At 50.1% G+C, this 23,778-nt stretch carries 19 protein-coding genes; 6 read left to right on the forward strand and 13 right to left on the reverse strand.

All coding sequences use genetic code 11. The features are described 5' to 3' along the window. Window positions 1–5 precede the first annotated feature (5 nt). The 4 genes from J7619_RS25965 to J7619_RS25980 all read right to left on the reverse strand — a co-directional run bounded on the left by J7619_RS25965 (window position 6) and on the right by J7619_RS25980 (window position 6,101). Window positions 6–3,548: a TonB-dependent receptor gene (locus J7619_RS25965; protein WP_291205840.1), complete on the reverse strand. Its 3,543-nt coding sequence runs from the start codon at window positions 3,546–3,548 to the stop codon at window positions 6–8. A gap of 159 nt (window positions 3,549–3,707) precedes the next feature. After that, a complete protein-coding gene (locus tag J7619_RS25970) occupies window positions 3,708–4,766 on the reverse strand; it encodes a FecR family protein (protein ID WP_291205843.1) in 1,059 nt (352 codons plus the stop codon). Between the two features lie 84 nt (window positions 4,767–4,850). Further along, window positions 4,851–5,561: an RNA polymerase sigma factor gene (locus J7619_RS25975; RefSeq protein WP_291205846.1), complete on the reverse strand. Its 711-nt coding sequence runs from the start codon at window positions 5,559–5,561 to the stop codon at window positions 4,851–4,853. Window positions 5,562–5,714: 153 nt separating this feature from the next. Next, on the reverse strand, window positions 5,715–6,101 hold the full coding sequence (locus J7619_RS25980) for a hypothetical protein (protein WP_291205849.1): 387 nt from the start codon (window positions 6,099–6,101) through the stop codon (window positions 5,715–5,717). Window positions 6,102–6,379: 278 nt separating this feature from the next. Here J7619_RS25980 and alaS point away from each other — a divergent pair, with 278 nt between their 5' ends. Further along, a complete protein-coding gene (alaS, locus tag J7619_RS25985; protein ID WP_291205852.1) occupies window positions 6,380–9,034 on the forward strand; it encodes an alanine--tRNA ligase in 2,655 nt (884 codons plus the stop codon). Window positions 9,035–9,128: 94 nt separating this feature from the next. On the opposite strand, the gene J7619_RS25990 is transcribed toward alaS, so the two are convergent. The 3 genes from J7619_RS25990 to J7619_RS26000 form a co-directional block, all read right to left on the reverse strand. Then, window positions 9,129–9,614, reverse strand: a complete 486-nt coding sequence (locus J7619_RS25990; protein ID WP_291205855.1) for a CHRD domain-containing protein — start codon at window positions 9,612–9,614, stop codon at window positions 9,129–9,131. Window positions 9,615–9,779: 165 nt separating this feature from the next. Beyond that, window positions 9,780–10,640: a lysophospholipid acyltransferase family protein gene (locus J7619_RS25995; RefSeq protein WP_291205859.1), complete on the reverse strand. Its 861-nt coding sequence runs from the start codon at window positions 10,638–10,640 to the stop codon at window positions 9,780–9,782. Then, window positions 10,640–11,740 carry a hypothetical protein gene (locus J7619_RS26000; RefSeq protein ID WP_291205862.1) on the reverse strand — a complete coding sequence of 367 codons (1,101 nt, stop codon included), beginning with the start codon at window positions 11,738–11,740 and terminating at the stop codon, window positions 10,640–10,642. The genes J7619_RS25995 and J7619_RS26000 overlap by 1 nt, the downstream gene beginning before the upstream one ends. Before the next feature lie 312 nt (window positions 11,741–12,052). On the opposite strand from J7619_RS26000, the gene J7619_RS26005 reads away from it, so the two are divergent. The 3 genes from J7619_RS26005 to J7619_RS26015 all read left to right on the forward strand — a co-directional run bounded on the left by J7619_RS26005 (window position 12,053) and on the right by J7619_RS26015 (window position 14,763). Beyond that, on the forward strand, window positions 12,053–13,024 hold the full coding sequence (locus J7619_RS26005) for a T9SS type A sorting domain-containing protein (protein WP_291205865.1): 972 nt from the start codon (window positions 12,053–12,055) through the stop codon (window positions 13,022–13,024). A gap of 13 nt (window positions 13,025–13,037) precedes the next feature. Beyond that, the gene (locus tag J7619_RS26010; RefSeq protein ID WP_291205868.1) at window positions 13,038–13,865 is read left to right on the forward strand and encodes an exosporium glycoprotein BclB-related protein; all 828 of its coding nucleotides are present in this window, start codon (window positions 13,038–13,040) and stop codon (window positions 13,863–13,865) included. A 112-nt stretch (window positions 13,866–13,977) separates the two neighbouring features. Continuing rightward, window positions 13,978–14,763 carry a hypothetical protein gene (locus tag J7619_RS26015; protein ID WP_291205870.1) on the forward strand — a complete coding sequence of 262 codons (786 nt, stop codon included), beginning with the start codon at window positions 13,978–13,980 and terminating at the stop codon, window positions 14,761–14,763. Window positions 14,764–14,832: 69 nt separating this feature from the next. Here the strand turns inward: J7619_RS26015 and J7619_RS26020 are convergent, their stop codons facing one another. The 4 genes from J7619_RS26020 to J7619_RS26035 all read right to left on the reverse strand — a co-directional run bounded on the left by J7619_RS26020 (window position 14,833) and on the right by J7619_RS26035 (window position 18,582). Then, window positions 14,833–16,653 (reverse strand): STN and carboxypeptidase regulatory-like domain-containing protein, encoded by a 1,821-nt coding sequence (locus tag J7619_RS26020; protein ID WP_291205873.1) that lies wholly within the window; start codon window positions 16,651–16,653, stop codon window positions 14,833–14,835. Between the two features lie 14 nt (window positions 16,654–16,667). After that, complete coding sequence (locus J7619_RS26025) at window positions 16,668–17,657, reverse strand: FecR family protein (RefSeq protein WP_291205876.1); 990 nt, start codon at window positions 17,655–17,657, stop codon at window positions 16,668–16,670. A 6-nt stretch (window positions 17,658–17,663) separates the two neighbouring features. Then, window positions 17,664–18,236, reverse strand: coding sequence for an RNA polymerase sigma-70 factor (locus J7619_RS26030; RefSeq protein ID WP_291205879.1), 573 nt, complete (start codon window positions 18,234–18,236; stop codon window positions 17,664–17,666). A 121-nt stretch (window positions 18,237–18,357) separates the two neighbouring features. Further along, the gene (locus tag J7619_RS26035; RefSeq protein ID WP_291205882.1) at window positions 18,358–18,582 is read right to left on the reverse strand and encodes a hypothetical protein; all 225 of its coding nucleotides are present in this window, start codon (window positions 18,580–18,582) and stop codon (window positions 18,358–18,360) included. Window positions 18,583–18,765: 183 nt separating this feature from the next. On the opposite strand from J7619_RS26035, the gene J7619_RS26040 reads away from it, so the two are divergent. Together J7619_RS26040 and J7619_RS26045 are read left to right on the forward strand one after the other, a co-directional pair. Beyond that, window positions 18,766–19,605, forward strand: coding sequence for a KilA-N domain-containing protein (locus J7619_RS26040; RefSeq protein ID WP_291205885.1), 840 nt, complete (start codon window positions 18,766–18,768; stop codon window positions 19,603–19,605). A 43-nt stretch (window positions 19,606–19,648) separates the two neighbouring features. Continuing rightward, the gene (locus tag J7619_RS26045) at window positions 19,649–20,581 is read left to right on the forward strand and encodes a hydrogen peroxide-inducible genes activator (protein WP_291205888.1); all 933 of its coding nucleotides are present in this window, start codon (window positions 19,649–19,651) and stop codon (window positions 20,579–20,581) included. Window positions 20,582–20,596: 15 nt separating this feature from the next. Here the strand turns inward: J7619_RS26045 and J7619_RS26050 are convergent, their stop codons facing one another. Next, window positions 20,597–21,778, reverse strand: coding sequence for an ATP-binding protein (locus J7619_RS26050; RefSeq protein ID WP_291205891.1), 1,182 nt, complete (start codon window positions 21,776–21,778; stop codon window positions 20,597–20,599). Between the two features lie 101 nt (window positions 21,779–21,879). Beyond that, window positions 21,880–23,598, reverse strand: coding sequence for a DNA polymerase/3'-5' exonuclease PolX (locus J7619_RS26055; protein ID WP_291205894.1), 1,719 nt, complete (start codon window positions 23,596–23,598; stop codon window positions 21,880–21,882). Window positions 23,599–23,778 lie beyond the last annotated feature (180 nt).

Below are 23,778 nucleotides of genomic sequence, written 5' to 3' on the forward strand. Positions count from 1 at the left end.
TTGGGTTAGAATGCCGCCCTGATGGCAAATTTTACACTGGTCATTTGGGGATAGAAACCCTGGTTGAAATCCTTCCTTTCGGGATCGCCTTCAATGAGTTTGGTGAAGGTCCAGAGGTTATTGCCGGTCACGAAGAACACCAGGTTCGAGGTGCCGATTACGCGCCGGAGGAACTTGGAATTGAATGTGTAAGACGCGTAAACCTCCCGTAACCGCAGGTAATTCGAATTGCGCCAGAACCGGTTTTCGATCATGATATCAAAGCCCCTGTCGGCCTCGCCGCCGCCCCAGAAGAGGTTATCGGTGCTACCACCGCCGGAGTAGTGCAATGTGGCATGGTTCGCTCCCGGGTTGGTAGGTGTCCAGTAATCCAGCTGTGAGGCATGCACGCGCCAGTCGCCCTTGATAAACTCAACTTCGTAGGGCTGGTTGAACTCGACATATTTGCCCACATTGCCCTGAAACATGAAGTTGAAATCAAATTTCTTCCAGGAAAACCCTGCCGAGAATGAATAGGTAATAGGCGGATAATCCGAACCTGGGATCGGGTATTTATCGAGGTTGGTCACCTTGCCGTCGCCGTTGTAATCGAGGAATTTGTAATCGCCTACATTCAGTTTTTGCAGGTCAATGGCCGCCACGTTGTTATGAATGTCATCCACCGAGGTGTAATAGCCGCTGCCAGTCAGTTCTACGCCGCTGAGCTGCGCGCCGAGCGGCTTGCCTGCGTCTTTCTGATAATCGTAGGCATAAGGCAGGTCGTCCTTGAACAGAATGCGGTTTTCATTAAAACCGAACAGCCCTTTCACAAAATAACTGAGGCCCGACGCAGTGTTGTTCCGATACTCCGCTTCGAGCTCGATGCCATGTTTTTTAAGCCGACCGAGGTTGAGCTCCTTGAATGAGTTACCCACCAGCATCGTAACGCTTCGCGGGTCGAGGAGCATTTTCTTGCGCCGCTCGTCGAACAGGTCGACGCCGAACGTGAAAGTATCGTTCCATAACCCTAGTTCAATACCAAAATCCCGTTTCCGGGCTTCCTCCCATTGCGAGACAAGGTTCGGGCCGAGATCTTCGTGAATATATCCGGCATTGTCTTTGAAATAATCACTCAAATACAACCACCGGTTGGTCGCGATGTCGCTTCCCACTTTACCATCCGAATACCGCAGTTTCAATTTGCTGATCCAGGGAAGTCGGTCTTTGAAGAATTTCTCCTCCGAGACTACCCAGCCAATTGCCCCCGACGGGAAAAAGCCGTATCGCATACCCGGCGCAAAACGCTCCGAGCCCGTGTAGCCGACATTCACTTCGAGCAGGTATTTGCCCGAATAATCGTAAGTACCGCGACTTACCAGCCCCTGGTTGTAATAGGGGAAATTCGTCTCTCTGTCGCGTTGCTGGCGGTTCACGAGTACCAGCCCGCTAACATTATGTTTGCCGAACGACCGGTTGTAGTTGGCCGACAGTTCATAATATAAATCCTTATAATAACCGCCTTCGAGCGCGCCAACATTGATATCGAGCGGCGTTTGCTGAAATACCTCGTTCCCCTGTCCGGCACGGAACCACGGATTTTCCTCAGTGCCGATCTTATCGTAATTCAGCTGATACTCGGGGAACGTGTAGCGGCCGGTCAGGGACAGGTTTTTGTAATAGGTACTCAGCGAAACCTTGCCTTTTGCGGTCAGTCCCGGGGTGATGAAATCCAGTTTCTGATCGAGGATCAGGTCGGTAAAAAGCTTGGAATCCAGGTACCGGTCGAAAGAGCCCTGGTTCATCGAAGTATAGGGATTGCCCGTAAACTCGCCGAAGTTCATCGCAAGGCGGTCACCGCTGTCGTTTGGATAATCCGGGTCTGGTACCTGTTCGAGCACCCAGGCCGGGAAATAGGCCGGGTAACGCGACGGCCCCGTCGAATACAAATTGCGCCAGGGCGTACCGCTCGGTTGGTTTTTAATGCCTGTCTCGCCTCCTACGTTCAAAGATAAGGTCGTCGAGCGCGTGAGGTTAAAATCAATATTGGTCCGGTAGTTGAAACGGTTGTACCAGTATCGGGTGTCGTCGTAGCCTTCGTGATAAGCTTTGAAAAAATCGCCCTGGTAAGAATAGCCGAGCGACGTGAAATACTTGATGAAGTTAGTCCCGCCCGACACATTGAAGTTGGCATTTGCATTGGTTGCAAACGGTTTGGTCATCAGATCAAACCAGTTTACATCCGGGTAACGCAGGCTGTTCAGTGGTGTGGAAGGATTCCTGTATTCATTCAATGCATATTGCGGAATGAGGTCGGTGAACTGCTGACCGTTCATCAGTGCCTGGTTGTACATCGACATCGTCTGGTAGGAACTGATGTGGTCCGGAATGCGCGTAGCCTTTGTCAAACCATAGGATGCGGTAAAGTCCAGCTTCGGCTTGCCGATCGTACCGCGTTTGGTTGTCACGATAATGACCCCGTTAGCCCCTTTCGCGCCAAAAACGGCCGTAGCCGATGCATCTTTCAATACCGATATGGTCGCGATCTCGTTGGGGTCCATGTCGCGGAAATCACGCTCCACGCCATCCACCATCACCAGCGGCTGCGAACCGTTCCAGCTCGAAAGTCCGCGGATAACGATCTCCGAATGGTCGCTGCCCGGCTCGCCGCTCTGCTGCATCGTGAGCACGCCCGAAAGCTTGCCCGCGAGCGCGTTGGTGACGTTGGACGTGCCCGAGCGCATGAGCGCCTTGTTGTCGACTTGCGAAATAGCTCCTACTACACTCTCCTTACGCTGCGTGCCGTACCCGACCACGACTACTTCTTCCAATGCCTTGTTTTCCGGCACCAATTTCACATCCAGCGAGCGCCGGCCGGCTACTTGTATTTCCTGGGAAACATATCCTATATAACTGAATACCAATATGGAAGCATTATTGGTAACGGTAATTTTGTATTTACCTTCGGTGTCTGTCGAAAGCCCGTTGAGGGTACCTTTCTCCACGACGTTCACACCCGGCAGGCCGATCCCGTTTTCGTCCCGGATCACCCCCGCCACTGTCACGGTCAATGAAGCGATTGCATTGTCCATTACCTGACGCAGCCGCTGGGCATGATAGGCCTCCGCTGAACCTGCGAATGCTTCGGGTCTTCCCGTAGCAGATGCCTTGAACACCGAAGCGCCATTGAGCACCTCGGTCACCGCATGTTTTTTGGCATTGGAAACGTAAATGGTTTCGTTGACCCTGCTGAAACTGAGGCTCGTTTCCTGCGAAATGTGCCGCAGCAGCTTCCCCACGCTTGCCTGCGGGAAGCTGAGGTCAACGGTTTTGTTCTGTACGAGTTTGTGATCGTACTGAAAATTGAAATTGGTTTTGTCGTTGATCACCACAAAGGCATCTTCCAGCGGCACGTTGTGCAGGTCGATGGAAATGTAGATTTTCTCAATGCTCTGCTCCTGGGCTTTACCATCGGATGCCGACAGCAAGCCCGCAAAAATGCATTGCAAAACCGTCCCGATAACCGCATACCTAGACATCGCTACAATTTGTCGTAGTAGTTTATATTGCATATTTTTGATCGTTTTGAATTTCACGTTCATGACACGTGACTTTCCCCGTTACCTGATTGAGCGCCAACTCTTAGCACGGGAAAGTCACACGGACCGGTAATCAGCAATGGTTACCGGTTCTTTTTTTAGCTGGTATCAGACCGCATAGGCTGGTGTGGTTTATTGGAGGTTTACAATGTTGTTGTTGACTTTGTATGAAAACCGGTTGGGATAACTCATCACGCCGAGGATATAATCGAGCGACTTATCCTGGAACTTCCCGCTGAACCGCCAATCGGCATCCATGCGCACGCCCCGTGCCACTTCGAACTTCACGCCATACCAGCGTTCCAGTTTGAGGATAGTCGAATGGAAATCCGATTTCTGGAAGTACAGCATGCCGTCTTTCCAGCCTATCTGCTCTTTTTCGTCGTAAGTGCTCACGATGAGCTCGCCGGCCTCTTTCTGAAAAGTCGCCATTTCACTTTTACTCAGAAAAACGCAGGCATTCTGGTCTTCCGAGCCGATTTGGGCATTCACTTTCACTTTACCACTCACCACGGCCACTTGTACGGCCTTGTTTTCGGGATAGGCACTGATGTTGAATGATGTACCCAGTACTTTGGTCACTACATCACCGGTGGTGATCACAAAGGGCTTCTTTTCGTTTCGCTTGACGTCGAAAAATGCCTCGCCTGAGAGGCTTACTTTCCGGACATCGTCTTCAAATTCCTGGGGATAGGAAATCGAAGAACCTGCGTTGAGCGTCACGCGGGTGCCGTCGGGGAGCAGAAGCTTGCGTTGCTGGCCATTTGCCGCCTTGTGCTCCACCGGCACATAAGCCGAGGCGGGGGCATGCGGGCCGATGAGGTAGCGGTTCGCAAAGAAAAACGCCCCCACCACCACACACGCGGCGGCAAGAAGTTTCCAGATCCATGCAAGATTGATGCGACGGGGCGACGTTTCGTTTTCTTTCGCGGTTTCGGAAACGGCGATGGAAGATTCGAGCCGTTTCCATTGTTGTCCGATATCGTAATCCGGGACCGATTTCCCCTGGAAATGCAGGGCAAGTACAATCTTCCGGGCTTTGTCGATTTCAGAATGGCGGGACGGGTTGGCAACAAGCCATTTCTCCCACAGATGGTCTTTTTCGGGGGCGGTGCCGTTGAGCCACGCACGAAAATCGTCGTCGAGGACGAAATCCTTGTAGCCAAACCGGTCGTATTTGTGCGCTTCCAATAGGATAATATTTATTCTTTACTTTGATAAAGCCAGAATAAATACCGAGTGACCCTCGACCAGTTAAATTTTTTGTAAAAATTTTTACATAAACTCCTTAATAACTTCTACACCCTCGCTCATGACGCCTCCTGCACTCAATAAGGCCATGTAAACGCTCAGCACGAAAGGCACGTCACGCCCTTGTGGAGCGAGTTCTTCATTCAACGCGTCCAGCGCTTTGTAAATAAGTTTGTAAACGGCCCGGGTAGAAATATTCATGATCAGGGCGATCTCACCGAACGACTGGTCATTATAGAACCGCAGGTATAACGCCTCCTTCTGTCTCGCCGGAAGGTTTTGAATGGCATTTTGCAGGGAAACCACATTTTCTTTGAGGGTCTGATCGCGGATCATCTGCATTTCGACCGACAGTTCGACGTGGAAAAGCGAATCCTCGTCGTCGAGCGCGATGGTCGTCGGGTTGGCCTTTGCCCGTTTGAGGATCAGCCGGCGAAGGGATGCGAGCAGGTAATTCCGAATGGAGTCGGACGTGCCGAGAAACGCCTTTCGCTCCCAGATATTCATAAAAAGGATCTGAATGCAGTCCTTCACCTCCTCGTCGTCCTTGTTGAAGCGGAGCCCGTAATTGAGCAGCGACGGATAATAGTGCCTGAAAATCTGCTCGAAAGCCTCTCCGCTTCCTGCCCGCAGCATATTCCACAACGGTGCGGCCGTTTGGGACGCTGCCGGTCCGGACGCGGCGGCATCCGCCGGGTTCAATTTCCGGTTGTTAGTCAGGTTTATCGCTTCCATGTTCGCTGAGATTGGCTAATTTTTCGGTTCAGGCGGCCATTGGCAATATGTAACTGCACAATGATTTTTAGGTGACGCAGAAATCTCAGGACACCCTTAAAAAAATCAATATTTTTCGGGAAATAATAAAATCAGCAGCGAGGAGGTGTGGGCCTAGTTACTACCCAGTATAAAATAAAAGATAAAAAGCAGAAATGTGACCGACATCAGGATCAGCACGATGTTACCTGCCGAAAGGCCGCTGACCGGGCCGTCCTGGGTATTTTTTCTCGAATCGCGGTCCCCCATAATGTCGAGCGAGCTCATAATCCGGCCCCAGATTGAGTTGACGTCCTGACTGGAAAGGCTGTCGGGCTTCCAGTCGGAGGCGATCAGCACCAGTTCGCGGGCTTTGGCTACGGTATCTTTCTGCGCGGGATATTTGAGGATCCAGTTTTCCCAAAAAGAACGGATTGGCGGATCATCAGGAAACCGTACCCATCTTATGAAGAGGTTTTCCATTGCCAACTCCTCAGCCGATAACTCTGAAAACGGTTTCATCGATATTAGTAGATTGAATTTTAGGGCCTATCAAACTTAAATCCGGATTTAAGCCATTCACGGCATTATTTGTTTGTTAAGCTTTATGTCTAAAAAAGGAGGCGTTTCAGGGTTTATACTCACTTTGGGAGTCGTTAGTAAATTATTTCAAAAAAAGCCATCCTGTACTGTGGGGTACCCCGAAATTTGGAATATGCGGAGCGGCAGTAACTTAATCTCAATGCAACTATGTACCTTTGCGGCAAATTTCACGATGATATAGTATCAAAACAGACACAATGACCTCGCATCAAATACGTCAGGCTTTTCTTGATTTTTTCCGCAGCAAAGAACATTTAATAGTACCCTCGGCGCCTCTGGTGGCCAAGAACGATCCCACGCTGATGTTCAACAACTCGGGGATGGCGCAGTTCAAGGACTTTTTCCTCGGTAACGGCACCCCTCCTTCGCGCCGGATCGCGGATACTCAGAAATGCTTGCGCGTGTCGGGAAAGCATAACGACCTGGAAGATGTGGGCTTTGATACCTACCATCACACCATGTTTGAAATGCTCGGCAACTGGTCGTTTGGTGATTACTTCAAAAAAGAAGCGATCGCCTGGGCGTGGGAGTTGCTGACGGATGTATACAAACTGCCGAAAGACAGGCTGTATGTATCTGTTTTTGAAGGAAATGAAGCCGATGGCGTCCCCTTCGACCAGGAGGCATGGGACCTTTGGAAAGGGATCGTCGGCGAAGACCGCATTATCCTTGGAAATAAAAAGGACAACTTCTGGGAAATGGGCGATACCGGTCCGTGCGGCCCCTGCTCCGAAATCCATATCGACTTGCGCTCGCCAGCGGAAGTAGCCGAAGTGTCGGGTAAATCGCTCGTGAACAACGACCACCCGCAAGTAGTGGAGATATGGAACCTGGTATTCATGCAGTTCGAGCGTAAGGCCGATGGCTCGCTGATCCCTCTCCCATCGACACACGTCGATACCGGAATGGGCTTCGAGCGCCTTTGCATGGCCATCCAGCAAAAAACTTCGAACTACGACACCGACGTTTTCCAAAATACCATTGGCGTACTCGAAACGCTTTCGGGCAAAAAATACGGACAAAACGACGAGCCGTTCGCGGACATCGCCATGCGCGTGATCTCCGACCACATCCGCGCCGTTTCGTTCGCCATTACCGACGGGCAGTTGCCTTCGAATGTAAAAGCGGGTTATGTGATCCGCCGCATTCTCCGCCGCGCGGTGCGCTACGGCTATTCCTACCTGGGTTTCCAGGAGCCATTCTTCCACAAACTGGTACCGGTACTGGCCGAGCAGTTCAAGGATGTGTTTACAGAGTTGAAAGATCAGGAAGAGTTCGTGACGCGCGTGATCCTGGAAGAAGAAAAAAGCTTCCTGCGCACGCTCGAATCGGGATTGAAAAGACTTGACAGCATTATTTCAGGACTAAAAGAGACCGGCCTCAATACCATCCCAGGCGACGAGGTGTTCGAGCTGAGTGATACTTTCGGGTTCCCTGTTGACCTGACCGCATTGATTGCACGGGAGAAAAGCTTCCAGATCGACGAAACCGGTTACCAGGATGCATTGGCAGAGCAGAAAAAACGCTCCCGCCAGGATGCCGCCAAAGAAGCTACCGATTGGGTCGAGCTGCGCGAGTATGACGGTGTTGAGTTTCTTGGATATGATTTTGAAGAAACACACAGCCACATTGTAAAATACCGCAAGGTGAAAACCAAGGCTGGCGAGGAATACCATATCGTACTTGACCGTACTCCTTTCTATGCTGAAATGGGGGGACAGGTTGGTGATACCGGCACTTTGGTTTTGGGGAGTAAGGAGGAAGGAGAAAGGAGAATTAATATTATTGATACCAAGAAGGAGAACGACCTTTTTGTACATATTTCGCGGGATAAGAATCTCGACGAGGCGTTGTCGGGATCGGGCATTGTTACTGCCAAAATCGACATTGACCGCCGCAACAAGATCAAGGCGAACCACACGGCTACGCACCTTATGCTCTCGTCTATGCGCGAGGTCCTGGGTACGCACGTGAGCCAGAAAGGTTCATTCCTGAACGACGAAGTACTGCGTTTCGACTTCGCCCACTTCTCGAAAGTGACCGACGAGGAACTGAGAAAGATCGAAGACCGCGTGAATGAAAAGATCCGCGAAAACATTGCGCTCGAAGAAAGAAGGAATGTACCTATTCAGCAGGCGCTGGACGCTGGTGCTACGGCTACCTTCGGCGAGAAATATGGCGATTTCGTACGCCTCATCATCTTTGATCCCAAATTCTCATTCGAGCTTTGCGGAGGTACGCACGTTCCTTCGACGGGCGAGATTGGCGTGTTCAAATTCATTTCCGAAGGTTCGGTTTCCGCAGGTGTACGCCGTGTGGAAGCTGTAACTGGTGAGAAAGCGTTGGAACTGATGCGCCAGCAGGAAGAGACTTTGAACAAAATCAAAGACCTGCTCAAAGGCCCGGCCGATCTTATCAAAGCGGTTGAAAGCCTGATCGAAGAACGCTCGGCATTGCAGAAAAAGATTGCGGCGCTCGAAAATGAGAAAATCCAGGCGTTGAAAGCGACATTGATCGGGAATATGGAAACCCACAGTACTTTCAACCTGATTGTACAAAAAGTAGATGTCCCAAGCGCGGATTCCTTGAAGCAACTCTCCTACGAGCTCCGCGACCAGGTCGAAAACCTGATCGCCGTGTTTGGTGCCGAGATCGGCGGAAAGCCACAGCTTTCGGTATTCATTGCGGAAAATATTGTACAGGAGACCGGGCTCAATGCGGGCAAGATCGTGAAAGACCTCGCGAAGGAGATCCGCGGCGGCGGCGGCGGGCAGCCTTTCTTCGCCACTGCGGGTGGTTCCGACGCAAGCGGACTGGACACCGCGTTGGAAAAAGCGAAGGGACTTTTCTAAACAAGCACTACTACTTATCAGCTCATAACAAAAGAGCGGCATCCTCACGGAGCCGCTCTTGTTTTTTGCACTGTGTGAGTGCCAAACCAGTGGGTTATTCCTCAGCTTTCAACTGACCTCTGATCTCGCCGGTCGGATACTTGGCTGTATGAATGTTTACATAATACAAGCCTGCTTTCAGATCGGCCACTTGTGCCTCGGTAAGGGTGTCTTTAAATGCGAAGGGTGTTTTGAAATCGGTGCCGAAGTCGATCACTACTGCGCCTGTCGAATCGGGCGATCCTTTGTGGATGTGCCAGCCGGTTGGTACGAATACCGAGTCGGACGACGCCGAATCCGACGCCGCGGAGTCACTGTACATGATGTTGAGGCTCAAAATCCTCGTCTCCTGATCCAATGTACCATCTACTGAACCGGTAGCTGTTGATGGATTAGCGGGTACTTCGTTTGCACCGGAAAGTGTTGTGGATACTTTCAGTTCGGGCAAAACGGGAGTTGGGTCTGTCGGATTGTCGTCGTCATTACATGCTGCCACCATCCCGGCGATCACAAACACACCCATGAATGCTAATTTTCTCATAATGCTTCGTTTTGGTAAATAAATTGGTTTGACCGCCGTCCCGTAAAATTATGGTTCCCTTTTGAACCTATATTACACAACTAACTGCACTTCAATTATTTACAAAAACAGTTCAAAAATCAAGACTTGGGGAAAAGACCTACCCTTTGCTGAATATTACAACAATTACAAGGCATTGACCGGCTTCTGCCCCTGCCGTGAATGGAATTTCCAGCGGTTATGCGACCAAAGCCAGAGCTCCGGTTGTCGTTCGATGGTGTTTTCCAGAGCCTTATAGTAATGCTCCATAATACCTGCCTCACCCAGCTCGCGGGCCTGTGCGGTAATGAGCCGGAACCGGAAATCGTAGGTATTGCGCTGCCTCCGGGTCACGTCCAGGTACACCACCGCACAATCGCGCTGCACGGCAATGCGCGCTGCGCCCGACTGCACGAAGGTTTTCCGGTTCATGAAATTGAGGTAATACTTGCCCGACTCCGGCGGGCGCTGATCGGCAATGGTGACGAAAATCGCGGATGAATCCGCATTCCAACCCAGCGTCCGCCGGTACCATTCCGATTTGGGGATCATCACCACCCCGAACCGGCCCCTCAATTTCAGCAGCCAGCGATCGAGCCATTTGTTCGAAACCGGCGCGTATGCGGCCACCACCTGGCAATCGGTCTGCAATGGAAGCGACAGCAGATATTCCCAGCTGCCATAATGCGAGGCCATCAGCACAATGTGCTTCTTTTCACGCAAAAGCCGCTCTATCAGCGCCGTGTTCTCATAGTTGACCAACCTGCCGAGGCTACCCCGTGCCACCCCGCCGATCATGAATGGCTCGACGATGAGATCGGCGAGGTGGCGAAAATAGGCCGAGACCATCTGCCTGATCTCTTTTTCCGAGCGAGTCGGAAAGCAGCGTGCCATATTCAGCAGCACTGTATTGCGGCGGTAAGGCCAGAGCCTGAACACGACCAGGAAGATCAGGTCCGACAGGGAACGCCAGCCCCATAGGGCCAGCCTGAACCGTAGTGTCTGCATCAGAACAAATACTGCACGCCGACGTTAAACCCTACAAAAAGTCCCTGAAAGTCTTTGGAACTGTTGTTCTTCCAGATGTATTTCTTGATAAAATCGTAGTCGTTCTCCCGCTCGTAGGAAACATAGTTGAGCGTAGGGCCGGCGAAAGCTTCGAAGCCGCTACCCAGTCTCAATGCGGGCAGAATGCGAAGCGAGTTCTTGTTGTAACTCCCTCCGTGAAAGTCAGTGAGCGTGGTCCCGACGGCTTCCAAATTAATCCGCAGAGGGCCACTCAAAGGAATATGCGCCCCCAGTCCGCCCTCGGCCGCATACATGGCTTTCGCATTGTCCCTGAAATTGTACCCGATACCCGCAATCCCGTACAACACACGCCCGCCCGAACGGAAAGACACGATGCCCGTCATCGTTTCGTCGAAAGTAACGGCAACCGATTTCTCACCATTTTTGATGAAGTTGAAAATCGCGATCGGGTAATCGCTGCTGTCGGCGATATTGATAAAACCAGCGAGCTGGACACCCTTTACTTTTTTGGCGACGTTGGCAAAGCCGGCCACCTGGGTATTTACTTCACCGCCTTTATTCAGAAACCCTGCGAGCTGCAAACCTTTCGCATCCTTTTTAGCAATGTTCGCAAAACCGGCCACCTGTGCCGCCCCCGACGCCTCCGCAAGGTTTAAAAAGCCCGCCATCTGGGCGCCGCTTGCCCCTCCTCCTGTGATATTGGAAAAGCCAGCCAGCTGGACGCCCGTCGCACCGCCGCCGATCACGTTAGCGACGCCCGAAATCTGTGCGCCGCTGGCTGAGCCTCCGATCACATTCGCGGCGCCAGCCATTTGAACGCCGCTCACATTTTGTTTCACCACATTGGCTACACCTGCAATGGATGCACCTGTCTCGGCTTTGGAAAGTCCGGCAATAGCGTGCAGCGAGAACCGGTTGGTAATGGACGCGGCATGCTTGCCATTAGAACTTACCGGGTAAATGAAACCCACGTGCACCGCTGCGGTACTGTCGCGCTGGGCCATTGCGCCAAATGAACTGGTGATCAGTAATATGCTGATGAAGAATAGACGGGATGGATTAGAAAGCAAATTTTTCATGGGTAATGCATTTGAGAAATAATTGTCTGAATGCACACAGTACCCGATTTCATTGCAGGCCTTCAAATCGATCGGTCAGAAACCGTATGCATTAAACCGACAACCGGATGATGCCTTACCCTAACTTTTTTGAAAAATATATTCGATAGCAATAGCCTCTTTTACCGATAAGTAAATATATCTCTACAAATTATGTTCACATCTGACACATATTGGTAGAAATAATTTTATTTGCAACTCTTATATTCTTTAAATATTTATATACATTTATTTGATTATCACATTTCCTCTTACACTTAATCTAGATCAACTATGATGAAACGTTATCTGTTTTTTTGCCAATTGGCATTACTTTCCACACTGACCGCACAAGCGCAATTCACCGTAGGAACCCCCGGCTTTTTTATTGCGCAGAATACCCAGGTCTTTATTGACAGCCTGACGCTGAAACCAAGCGTCGATTTCACGCTTACGTCCCAGACGCTGACGATCTCACCAACACCTATTCCGGGCAGTCCGCCCAGCATCGCGCGGGTTTACAACCTTACCACACCCGTTGATTTTACAGGCGTTGCAGGCTTCTTCTATCGGGGTTCGGAACTTAACGGGAACACAGAGAGCACATTGCAGCTTCAACATGGTAACGCCAATTTCGTATCGACCACCGGAAGTACCGTCAATGTAGGCCAGCATTATATCTCCAACACCCTGCCGCTCACCAACTTTACCTCCCTTACTGCCGCGCAGGAGAATGCACTACCGGTAAGCCTGATCGGATTTCAGGTAAAACGGGTGGAGAATGCGACCATGCTTTACTGGCAAACTTCCGAAGAAAAAAACAGCGATCGCTTTGAAATTCAGCAGAGTGAAGATTTAAGAAAATGGAATGCCCTGGGGAACGTCAATGCAGCCAAGGAGAGCGCTCAGCGAAGAGAATACTCCTTCCCGGATCTCGCGGAACGCTTCGGAACACAGTATTACCGCTTGAAAATGGTCGACACCGACGGCAGCTATGCATATAGCAGCATTCAGTCCATCAAACTGGCTTCTTCCGGACTCGTCAGTGCATACCCTAATCCTGTGGTCGACAAACTTCAGATTGGCTCCCAAGAAGCACTCGCGAGCGTGAAAGTGACCGATCTGACAGGCCGTGCATTTCTGGAACTTTTGAAACCCAAACCGGGGCAGGAGTTCAGTTTGAAAAACTATCCGGCCGGTACTTACCTCGTGAAGGTGGAAACAGCTGCCGGCAAGACCCAAGTTATCAAAATCATCAAACAATAACATTCGCATTCCCATGAAAAGAACATATATCTTCAACGCGCTTTCATCTTCTCCGAAATTGAAGGGCGCACTGCTTACTGCACTTCTCGTATTGTTCGCATTCGTAGCCAATGCCCAGGTAGGTATCGGAACCATTTCTCCAGATGGAAGTGCGCAACTGGATATTCAGGCCACCAATAAAGGTTTGCTGATTCCCAGAATGTCGCTGAGTGACAGGGGCACGATCGCCAGCCCTGCTACTGGCTTGCTGATATTCCAAACCGACAACACTCCGGGTTTCTACTACTATAACGGTTCGGCCTGGGTACCACTTACCGCAGCAGCCGGTGGTGGTGCCATCATACCTTATGCTTCGGGCGCTCCTACTACCATGACCACTGTATTGGGCGGTTTGCTAAATGCCGGTTCGGTGCTGGGCTTCGGTGCTTCGACACCAGGCATTACGGCTTTGGGCGGATTTATAGACGCGACATCGCTCACCAGCAACATGGCCTTTTCCGTTCCACGCGATGGCACCATTACCTCTCTTGCCGGCACATTCAGTAGTAGTGCCGCAGTAGTGTTACTCGGATCGACAGTCACTATCCAGGGACAATTGTATATGGCCGCCGCAGGAACCAACGTCTTTACTATGATTCCCGGCGCTACGGTTGTTATGTCCCCTCCGTTGACTGGCGTTGTTTCGGTCGGTACGGCGTCGTCAGGCACTACTGCCGGCCTTTCTATCCCAGTTACCGCGGGTACGCGGTTATTGCTGGTGTTCTCGGCTAGCGTCACTGCAGGTATTGACCTCGCGACGGTTATAGCTGGGCATATCAGCGCAGGAGTCGGGATAAACTGATCTATCTTTTCGGTACATGTATCAAACGAAGGTCCGGAGAACCGGGCTTTCGTTTGATGATGGTCCAATTTCAAAACGTATCCCAACCCTGTGACAGACAATAGCATTCTATATGAAAAAAAACTACATTTTTAACTTTTCTATCTCCCCTCTGAAACACGGAAGAGTATTACTGGCTGCATTTCTCACATTATTCACATTCATAGCCAGCGCCCAGGTGGGTATCGGAACCATCAGCCCGGATGGAAGCGCTCAGCTGGACGTACAATCCACCACCAAAGGCGCATTGATTCCCCGCATGCTGGATTCGGATCGGACAGCGATCACAAGCCCTGCAACGGGCTTGCTGGTTTATCAGACCAACGGCGCAGCAGGGTTTTACTATTTTGACGGAACCAACTGGCAACCTTTAATGTACGGTGTTACTAATACGCCTTATGGTTTCACGGCAACGAAGACGTCTTTGGTTGTAAATGCAAACAGCTCAATTAACGCTTTCACGCAATTGTATGCCGACGGAGGAGGACTGAATGCGGCTGCCGGAACCTACACCGTTCCCGCCACCGGTATATACCGTATATCGGCGGTAATCAATTACTCAACCACTGCGGCTGTTTCAGCATCGATTGTCGGCACTATAGATCCGAAAATAGCCCTCAGGGTAAATGGTGTGGAAACATTGTCCGGGCTTTTTCCGATTCTCAACGTCAATGTCGCACTGGTACTTTCACTCAGGGCTATCCTGGGCAGTGGCACCGTTGTAATCTCCGGCGATATTCCACTAACAGCCAACGACGTTCTTGATCTTCAATATGTAGCGGACGGCCTTGGTGTTAACATTAATTTGGGTGGGACAAGTACTACTAACGGCATCGTTTGGTCTGTAAGGAAGTTGTAACACGCTACAAGTACCGCAATTCAGTAAAAGAGGTGTCCCGCAAGGAGACACCTCTTTTACATTATGCATTTACAACTTGCCATATCGCCAACTGATACCCACCTGCCAGCCGATCCACGACGTAACCTTCTTGCTACCGAAATCGATCTTCGGGTAGCCGGATGGGGGAAATTGTTTGTAACCTTCTCCAACCTCCACACCATCGTGATCATAAACCGAGCAGGAAGGCCCGCCGAACAGCATCAAATGCTTGCTGAGCTTGTAAGTAGCGGCGATCTGTAAGCGGTACAAGGACGGCATCCTGTCCCAATCTCCCACATAAACGTTCTGGTTTAATATCTCGACAAAGAAACCCGCTTTCCTGAATGGAAAGAACTCGCGCCCGAAGCCGGCTCCGAAAGTCGTTATCTTTTTATCGCCATTAAGGCCTGTACCGGCCATCAGCAGACTGTAAAACCGGTGTGTACCCATTTTCCATGCCACATTAACCGGCGCCAGGTCGGTCGCGTACACCGAAATATTGGAAGTACTTTTCCTGACAATATTGATAAATCCGATGCTCGCGCCGGAAGAACTGTCGGCGATATTGACGATGCCTATCTGTACGCCTCGCATCACTTTAGCATAATTGAAGGGTGCCAACTGCGCCCCCTTAATGTTCCTGGCCATGTTGATCCCACCGGAAATTTGTGTTGCGCGGATCGAATCGCGGGCGTTATTGGCTGCACCGGCAATTTGCACGCCCTTAAAAACACCCCGAACCTGGTTGTAGCCACCGGAAATCTGTGCGCCATGCCCTCCGTTGCGGATCAGTCCGATGGCCCCCGTAACCTGTGCGCCCGCGATGCCTCCTCCGGCCCTGCTCAGAAAACCGCTTACCTGCGCCCCATCGACGTGTTTCCGTACCATTCCGCTAAATCCGGAAATTTGTACGCCATGCAATGAATCAAGTACATTATTACTGAAACCGGCGATTTGCACGCCATTCACATGCCCCGACACCACATTGAATGCGCCCGCAAGCTGCACGTAGCGGACATTCTCTTTGGAAATATTAAAACCGCCTGCTATTTCTACCCCGTTCACACCGGCCGTATACCCGCCCGCTATATTAAGCGAAAACTTGTTGACTACTTGCCCGCTCATGCGTCCGTGCGTACCCAGTCCGGGCGTAAGCGATGCCTGATAGGGCAACGCCACAAAGAACTGCCCGATGTTCCGGCTCTGCGCGCGCAGGCGCTGGGACAGGAACAACCGCCCCAACCAGGTCGACTCCCCTTCGGAGTAGCGGACGATCAGCGGGTCGAGATCCACGGCTTTGGGCTGTATGCGCATGGTTCGCGCTGATTCCTCGGTGCTCTGGATGACCATCGTCGTATCCCCATACCCTACCTTGCTGACTGTCAGATAAATGGGAAAGGCCCGCTCTTTGATGCGCAGCCGGAAACCGCCGTCGTCTTCCGATAGCGTCGACACCAGCAACTGTCGCGAATAAACACTTGCATAATCGACCGGCTTCCCTGTTTCGTCGTCCAGGATAAGGCCGGTGATATGAAACGACTTTTCCCTAACCGCCGGAAGGATGATCAGGTAGTCGCCCTTTTCCTTGTATTGAAATTTATTGTAAAAAAGCTGGTCGAGCACCTGCCGCACCGGCTGCCGGCTCATATTTAGTGTAACCAGGCTGTCGCCCGCGATCAGGTTGCTGTTGTAGGAAAAATAGAACTTACCCTGCTCGCTCATGGATTTCAAAACAGCAGAAACCGGCTGCCCCTTTACAGAGATATCAACCGGTTTATTCAGAATCTGCTGTGCAAAACTCCCGCACGGGATCATTACCAAAATCACAGCCAGCCTTAATACAGTACGGAATATAGAATTCTGATTCATCCCGAAAGATAAGGCTATTTCAAAATGATCTGGTCGCCATGGTGTTCAACTTTAAGTGAAAGGGTTTCGCCGACGACACCCAGGATACTTTCAAGTGAATTCTGGTCAAAAGTTGTATTGATGGGCAAGTTCCTCAATCGCTCGTTACCGATCACGATATCAGCTTCATAAGCCTCGTTCAGAATTTCAACCAGTCGCCAGAGCGGGGTTCCGTCACAAAACAACCTGCGTGTGCGGTAGTAATTGTGAAATTCGTCTGCGGCAACGCCCTTGCGCATTTGAGCACTCGCCTTTACTATAATTGCTTCTTCCCGCGGGGTAATGCGCACCCGCTGAGTGTCCCTGGATACCTCGACAATGCCGGTTTCCACGATCACCTCCGTTTTCTCTGCGTTATCTTTTATATTAAACGAAGTCCCCACCACTTTCACCGTCACGTCATTCACCGAGATAAGGAACGGTTTCGATTTGTCTGGTTTTACATCAAAAAACGCTTCTCCGGTAAGCCGGACATCCCGCGTTTTACCGTCAAAATCCTTCGGATAGCTGATGCTCGATTTTCTGTTCAGGGTCACTACCGAACCATCCGGCAGCGTGTCGGTGAGTGTCTCCATACCGGACCTGACCGTCAGCATTTCGCGAGGGGTACTGCGTGTAGAAAACAGGTAGCCCAGCCAGCCCACGCCGGCTGTCATGAGCACCATTGCTACCATCCGCAGTATCCTGAATACCGGTTTGGGATACATGGGGATTACTTCGGTCTCCCGCTCTTGTGCCCTCGTTCGTGCTTTGAAGCGCTCCCAGGCGGCATTTTCATCCACAGTGCTCATGCGGGCGATGCGTTTGCTTTCGTTCCAGATCAGTTCGAAATGCTCGAAATACCGCTGGTTATCATCATCATCGAGCAGCCATTGCTTGATCTCGATCTGCTCTGCAACGCTGGCTTCGTCGAGCATCGACTTCACCAGCAATTCATCTATGTTCGGGTTGTGTTCTGTTTTCATGACTGATCAGCTGAGGAAAAAAAGTAAAAGGGAAGCCGGAAGAAAATCGGCCAGTTTGACCCGCAAAAGCCGCAATGCCTTGCCCATTTGATTTTCGACTGTTTTGACGGGCAGTTGCAGGCGATCCGCAATTTCCTGGTATTTCAATTCTTCAAACCGGCTCATTTGGAAGATCGTCCGGCATTTTTCGGGCAGTTCGCGCAATGCAATGTCCAGGCGGGTTTCGAGCTCCGACAATTCAAGGCCTTGCGAAGCGCTGGCACTCTGTTGCTCCTGCTGCAAAGTGTAATCGCGATGCGCCTCCCGCACTTTCAGGTGTTTGAGGTAGTTGAGGCTTTCGTGGTACACCGACCGGTACAGGTATCCGCTGACCGACTCGCGGATATCGATGTGATCCGTCTTCTCCCATAACCTGCAAAATACATTCTGGACCATCTCTTCGGCCATGATATCGTCCTTCAAAATAGTGCAGGCATAGGCATGCAGTCCTTTGAAATGTTTCTTGAAAACTTTCTCAAACTCTGATTCCCTGTCCCTGCTCAAAACCGTTACGTGGTCATCCGCTAAGGCTGCATTCATTGCACCGACTGATTTATGTAAAAAAATAAGCGCCCGACTCGGGTTGTACGATATATTGACAACCGGTCGGGCGCTTACCCTAAATTTCCCAGAAAAATATTCTGGCTAATGTCTTCGACTTTTACTTTTTCTTCGCTGCCTTGGTCGTATCGGCTTTGCTGCCTTTATAACGTTTGTCGGGCGTACCGTCCTTTTTGAGGTGTTTATTTTCCTTGTAACGTTTATCAGGTGTACCGTCCTTTTTCAGTTTCGCTTCGGTTTTTTGCTTTTCTGTCGCAGTCTGTGCAAAAATCGGTGTTGCAACCGCCATCAAAGCGAGCAGCATCCATGCTTTCAGGTTTTTCATAGTTGACAAAATTTTACGTGAACGATATTGTAAAGTGGGGCTAAATTACAATTCCTGAGAGAAATGCAAGCAAAGCAGGCCTTGGAAGAAGTAAGTTTAATGAGGATTTAATGCTACTACAAGCTGTTACCTTTTAAGGAAGCTATCGTAAAAGAAGAATGTATCGACTAAACATTCTTCAAAATGAAAAATCAAAGACTTATTGTAAATGATCAGGAGATTGCCGTACTGAAACAAGAAACCGGAGAATTCATTTCTCTGACTGACATTGCACGGCAAAAGGACAGAGCCCCGGGCCTGGTAATTTCAAACTGGATGCGTAACAGGTTCACCATTGAGTTCAACGGCCTTTGGGAGCAGATGCACAATCCTGGTTTTAACATACTCGAATTCGATAACATTAAAAATGAAGCCGGAAGCAACAGCTATGTGCTCACTTCCAAACAATGGGTGGAAAAAACGAATGCGATCGGTATTATATCAAAATCGGGACGGTATGGCGGCGGCACATTTGCGCACCGGGACATCGCCTTCGAATTTGCTTCCTGGATTTCACCTTCATTTAAACTCTACCTGATTAAAGAATTCCAGCGATTAAAAGACGAAGAAAACAATCGCCTGCAACTCGACTGGGATTTGCGGCGCAGTCTGGCAAAGATTAATTATACAATTCACACTGATGCCGTTAAAGAGAACCTGATCCCTAAAGAACTGGATCCCATTGCAATGAGTAAAATTTACGCGGAAGAAGCCGACATCCTGAACCTGGCGCTCTTCGGTATGACCGCCCGTGAGTGGACGAAAATGAATCCAAACCGCGGAAATCTGCGCGATTCCGCGACGCTGGAACAACTGGTGGTACTTTCTAACCTGGAAAGTATCAATGCGATGCTCATTGGCCAAGGACGGTCCGCAGTGGAACGGGCCATTGAACTGAACAGGATTGCCATTATTCAGATGAAATCACTCGTCGCTAACCAATCACTGCAAAAAGCTGCTCTCACAATAGATCAACCAAAGTGATAAATATTATTTTTGCATAAATAATATTTATAAACTACTTAAAATGAACATCCAGCAACTGGAATATATCGTCGCCGTCGACAACCATCGTCACTTCATCCAGGCTGCGGAGCATTGTAATGTAACGCAACCTACGCTTTCCATGATGATCCGGAAATTGGAGGAGGAACTTTCCGTAAAGATTTTCGATAGGACAAAACAGCCCATTGTCCCAACCAGCGTCGGGCGTGAGCTTATCGATCAGGCGCGGGTGATTTTGCGGGAAACATCCCGGATCAATGAAATCGCCAAGCATTTCAATGGCGACCTCTCCGGGGAGTTGCGCGTGGGCGTCATTCCGACCATCGCACCATACCTGCTTCCACATTTCGTGAATCCGTTTATTTCCAATTTCCCGGATATCAAACTCCATGTTTCCGAAATGATTACCGATCGGATCATTACCGAACTGAAAATGGGCAATCTCGACGTCGGCATCATCGCGTCCGTCTCGGAAGAGAACAGTTTGCAGGAAATCCCGCTCTACAAGGAACGGTTTTATGCCTATGTTTCAGAGAAAACAGATTTATATTCCAAACAATACATCCTCCCCACCGACATTGAACCGAATGAGCTCTGGTTACTGGAAGAAGGCCACTGCTTCCGTACGCAGATACAGCGGCTGTGCGAGTTGAGCCGCAGCAGCCAATTCGGCAGCAGTTTCAGCTACCGCTCGGGCAGTATCGAAACGCTCATCCGGATGGTGGAACGAAACGGCGGCATCACAATCCTGCCGGAAATGGCCGTTATGGAACTCTCCGAAGAGCGCCAGAAACATATCCGCCACTTCCGCTTCCCCGAGCCCGCACGGGAGGTTTGCCTGGTTGTCAACCGCGAACAAATGAAGGCCCGACTAATCGACGCGTTGCGGCAGGGCATCACGGCACATTTGCCGGAGGAAATACTGAATAAGGATTTAGAGGTAAAAGTTTTATAAGATAAATGGGAGGTCTTATTGCAAAAAGCCTCCCCAAATAAACCCTTCGAACACTCTAACGGGGTGTCTCCCGATTACATACGACTCATCTATAGCGAGGTTCCTGGCCAAGGACGTGGTATTCTTCAAGTCAGCCTCGGCCGCGGTCTCCTTCACTTCGAAGCATTGCTTCTGATCGAGGATAAAATCAATTTCGCGGCCGGTTTTGAGCTGATAGTAAGCTACTTCGCCCCTATGCATTAGCTGATTAAAAACAGTGTTTTCAAATTTAGACCCGCTGCTGATTTCCCCCGCCAGCGATGCGATGCCATTATCGAGGAAATAAACTTTCTTTGCTTTCACTATTTCACGGTCAGGGCTATTCGCAAGCACCGGGATAGTCTTAATCAAATAGCTCTTTTCCAGCAAATCCAGGTAGTTCTCAACTGTTTGCCTGGCCATTCCCGTCAGGCTAGTTAGTTTTGAAATATCCAGCTTTGTACCAATCCTCACCGAGAGCAGCTTGATTAATTTGAACAAATTCGTAGGATTACGAATGTCTGACAGCATTGTCAAATCAAAGTTGATGTACGAGCTCAGAATATCGCTGATCAAGTCGCGCTTATCCTCTGCGGAATTTGCCAGCACTACTTCCGGAAATCCTCCAAAATCTATATATTCATCGTAATACCCCTTTAAACGCTCGTATTCGGATGAAATGAATTTTGATGCTTTATAAATTTCCGGCCTGCCGGCTTGTACTCCCTTGAATGCGAGTAACTCTCCAAAAGTCAGAGGGTAAATTTCAAAGATCTTTTTCCTGCCTGCGAGAGATTCGGAGAACTGGTTTTTCATATAATAGGCACTCGAACCGGTGACGATAAACTTGACGTCGTAGCTATCGTACAGGTATTTGAGCACGCTCGGCAAGTTGGGTACCAGCTGAATCTCATCAATGCATATCAGGACTTTCTTAGAAAAATCAGTCCCTTGCAGTGTCAGGGCCTGCACAATGGTTTCGTAGTTCTGTTCGGAAAAGAGGGTGCGCACATCTATCCGCTCGAGATCGAAATAGTGCTTCTGCGGAATATCGCATTGCGCCATCAACTGTTTTAAGAGCGTTGTCTTCCCCGTCCGCCGCATTCCGGTCAGAACCGTGATTTGCCTTTTAGTGGAATGCGCGAGAAGTGTCGGATAAATGTAGCGCGTGACAAACATGTTTATACTATTTTCAAAGTGTATCACAAATATAGTTATACTATTTTATAAGTACACCTTAAAAATAGTATAACTATTTTACAATCACACTTTAAGAATAGTTAAAATACCCTACCGGCCCTCTTTTTCAAATACTCCTCCATCTGCACCAAGCTCAGCGCGTTAAAGGTCATATCCTTCGTCAACCCGCCCTTTCTTGCGTTGGCTACGCCGTAATGCATATCCAGGTAGCCTTCCATGGCGTGCGCATCCGGGTTGATACTGAGCATTACCCCTTTTTCCATGCAATAGGCAATCCAGCGCCAGTCCAGGTCAAGCCGCCAGGGCGAAGCGTTGATTTCAACGACAACGCCGTTCGCCGCACAGGCGTCGATAATCACCTGATGGTCGATCGGGTAACCTTCACGGGAGAGAAGCAGACGGCCGGTCGGGTGGCCCAAAATAGTAGTATAGGGGTTTTCGATGGCTTTCAGCAGCCGGGCGGTCGCCTTTTCGAGTGTCATAGAAAGATTGCTATGCACGGAAGCCACAATATAATCGAATGAAGCAAGCACATCTGCCGGGTAATCGAGCGAACCGTCGCCCAGGATGTCGGATTCGATACCTTTCAGGATTTTGAATGGTTTTGCGGGGTTCTCGGAGGCAAAGCGCGCATTAAGCCTTGCTATTTCTTCGTGTTGACGGATCACCTCTTCCACTTTCAGTCCCTGCGCGTAAGTCGCAGTCTGGGAATGGTCGGCAATGCCGAGGTATTCGAAACCGAGTTCACGGCAATAAAGCGCCATTTGTTCGAGGGTATGCTGACCGTCGGAATAGGTGCTGTGGTTATGCAAAATACCTTTCAGATCATCCCAGGTCACCAACTGGTCGGGCGTGCGGGTTTCGGCCCAGGCAAGCTCCCCTGCCCCTTCGCGCATTTCGGGCACGATGTAAGGCAGCCCGGCCTTTTCATAAATGGCGTGTTCCGTATCTACGGTTTCATAATAGGCATGCCGCCAGATCGTGTTGCCGGAAGTCCCTGCCAATCCAAGGTGATCCTCACCCGCGGTTTCGAGGAAAAGCTCATTCACCAGCCGCTCCGGTTTCACCGCGACGATTTCGACCGACACCGCAACATCCTGGATATTACCACGCCACACAAATGGTGACGATTTCAGCTCGTCCTGCACCAACTGTTCGATTGCACCGATTGTATTTTGCAAGAGTGCCGGTGAATCGGTCCCCACCAGGATCCGAATCGTTTCGACGACTTCTGATTTCCTTCTTATCTCGCCCGCCGCTTCCACCTGATCGAATGTCTTCTTCAGCTCATTTACAATCAGGTTTGCCACAGCCTCGGCCTTATCCATGCGCAATTTCCCCGCCTGATCTTTCAGGAATGCCAGTGAATCAAGGATCTTCTGCTGCGTATTCGCCCCGAAACCTTTCACTTTGGCAACCGTACCGTTCAAACACGCCAGTTCCAGCTCATGGAGGTTATCGATGCCCAGTTCCTGCCATAAAACGGCAATCTTTTTGGGACCGATACCTTTGATATTGAACATTTCCATCACACCCAATGGCGTGTTGGCAATCAGTTCTTCCAGCTCCGGAAAGGTTCCGGTTTGCGCTATCTGCGCGATTTTCGTGGCTGTACTTTTCCCTACCCCCTGCAATTTGGTGAGCTCCTGCTCGGTCATAAATTTCAGTTCGCTCTCCTTGTATTTATCCAGGTAAAAAGCCGCTACGGAATACCCTTTGATCTTGAAAGGATCGGCATTATGCAGTTCCAGCAACTTGGCCGTTAGTTCGAGGACTTCTACGATTTCAGAATTACTCATGGGGATCGGGATTGATGAATTCTCCGCGAATTACGAAGTATGGATCAGCATTTGCAAGCGCACAACCCGTAGTGGAAGCCTTTGCAGAGTAAATATTCCATAAAAAAATATTTATAGTGATAATTAACACGAACCGAATAGCCGACGCCCGCTTCATGAAAGTATATCCAACAACCATTT

This window comes from Dyadobacter sp. (assembly GCF_017744695.1).
Classification (GTDB): Bacteria; Bacteroidota; Bacteroidia; order Cytophagales; family Spirosomataceae; genus Dyadobacter.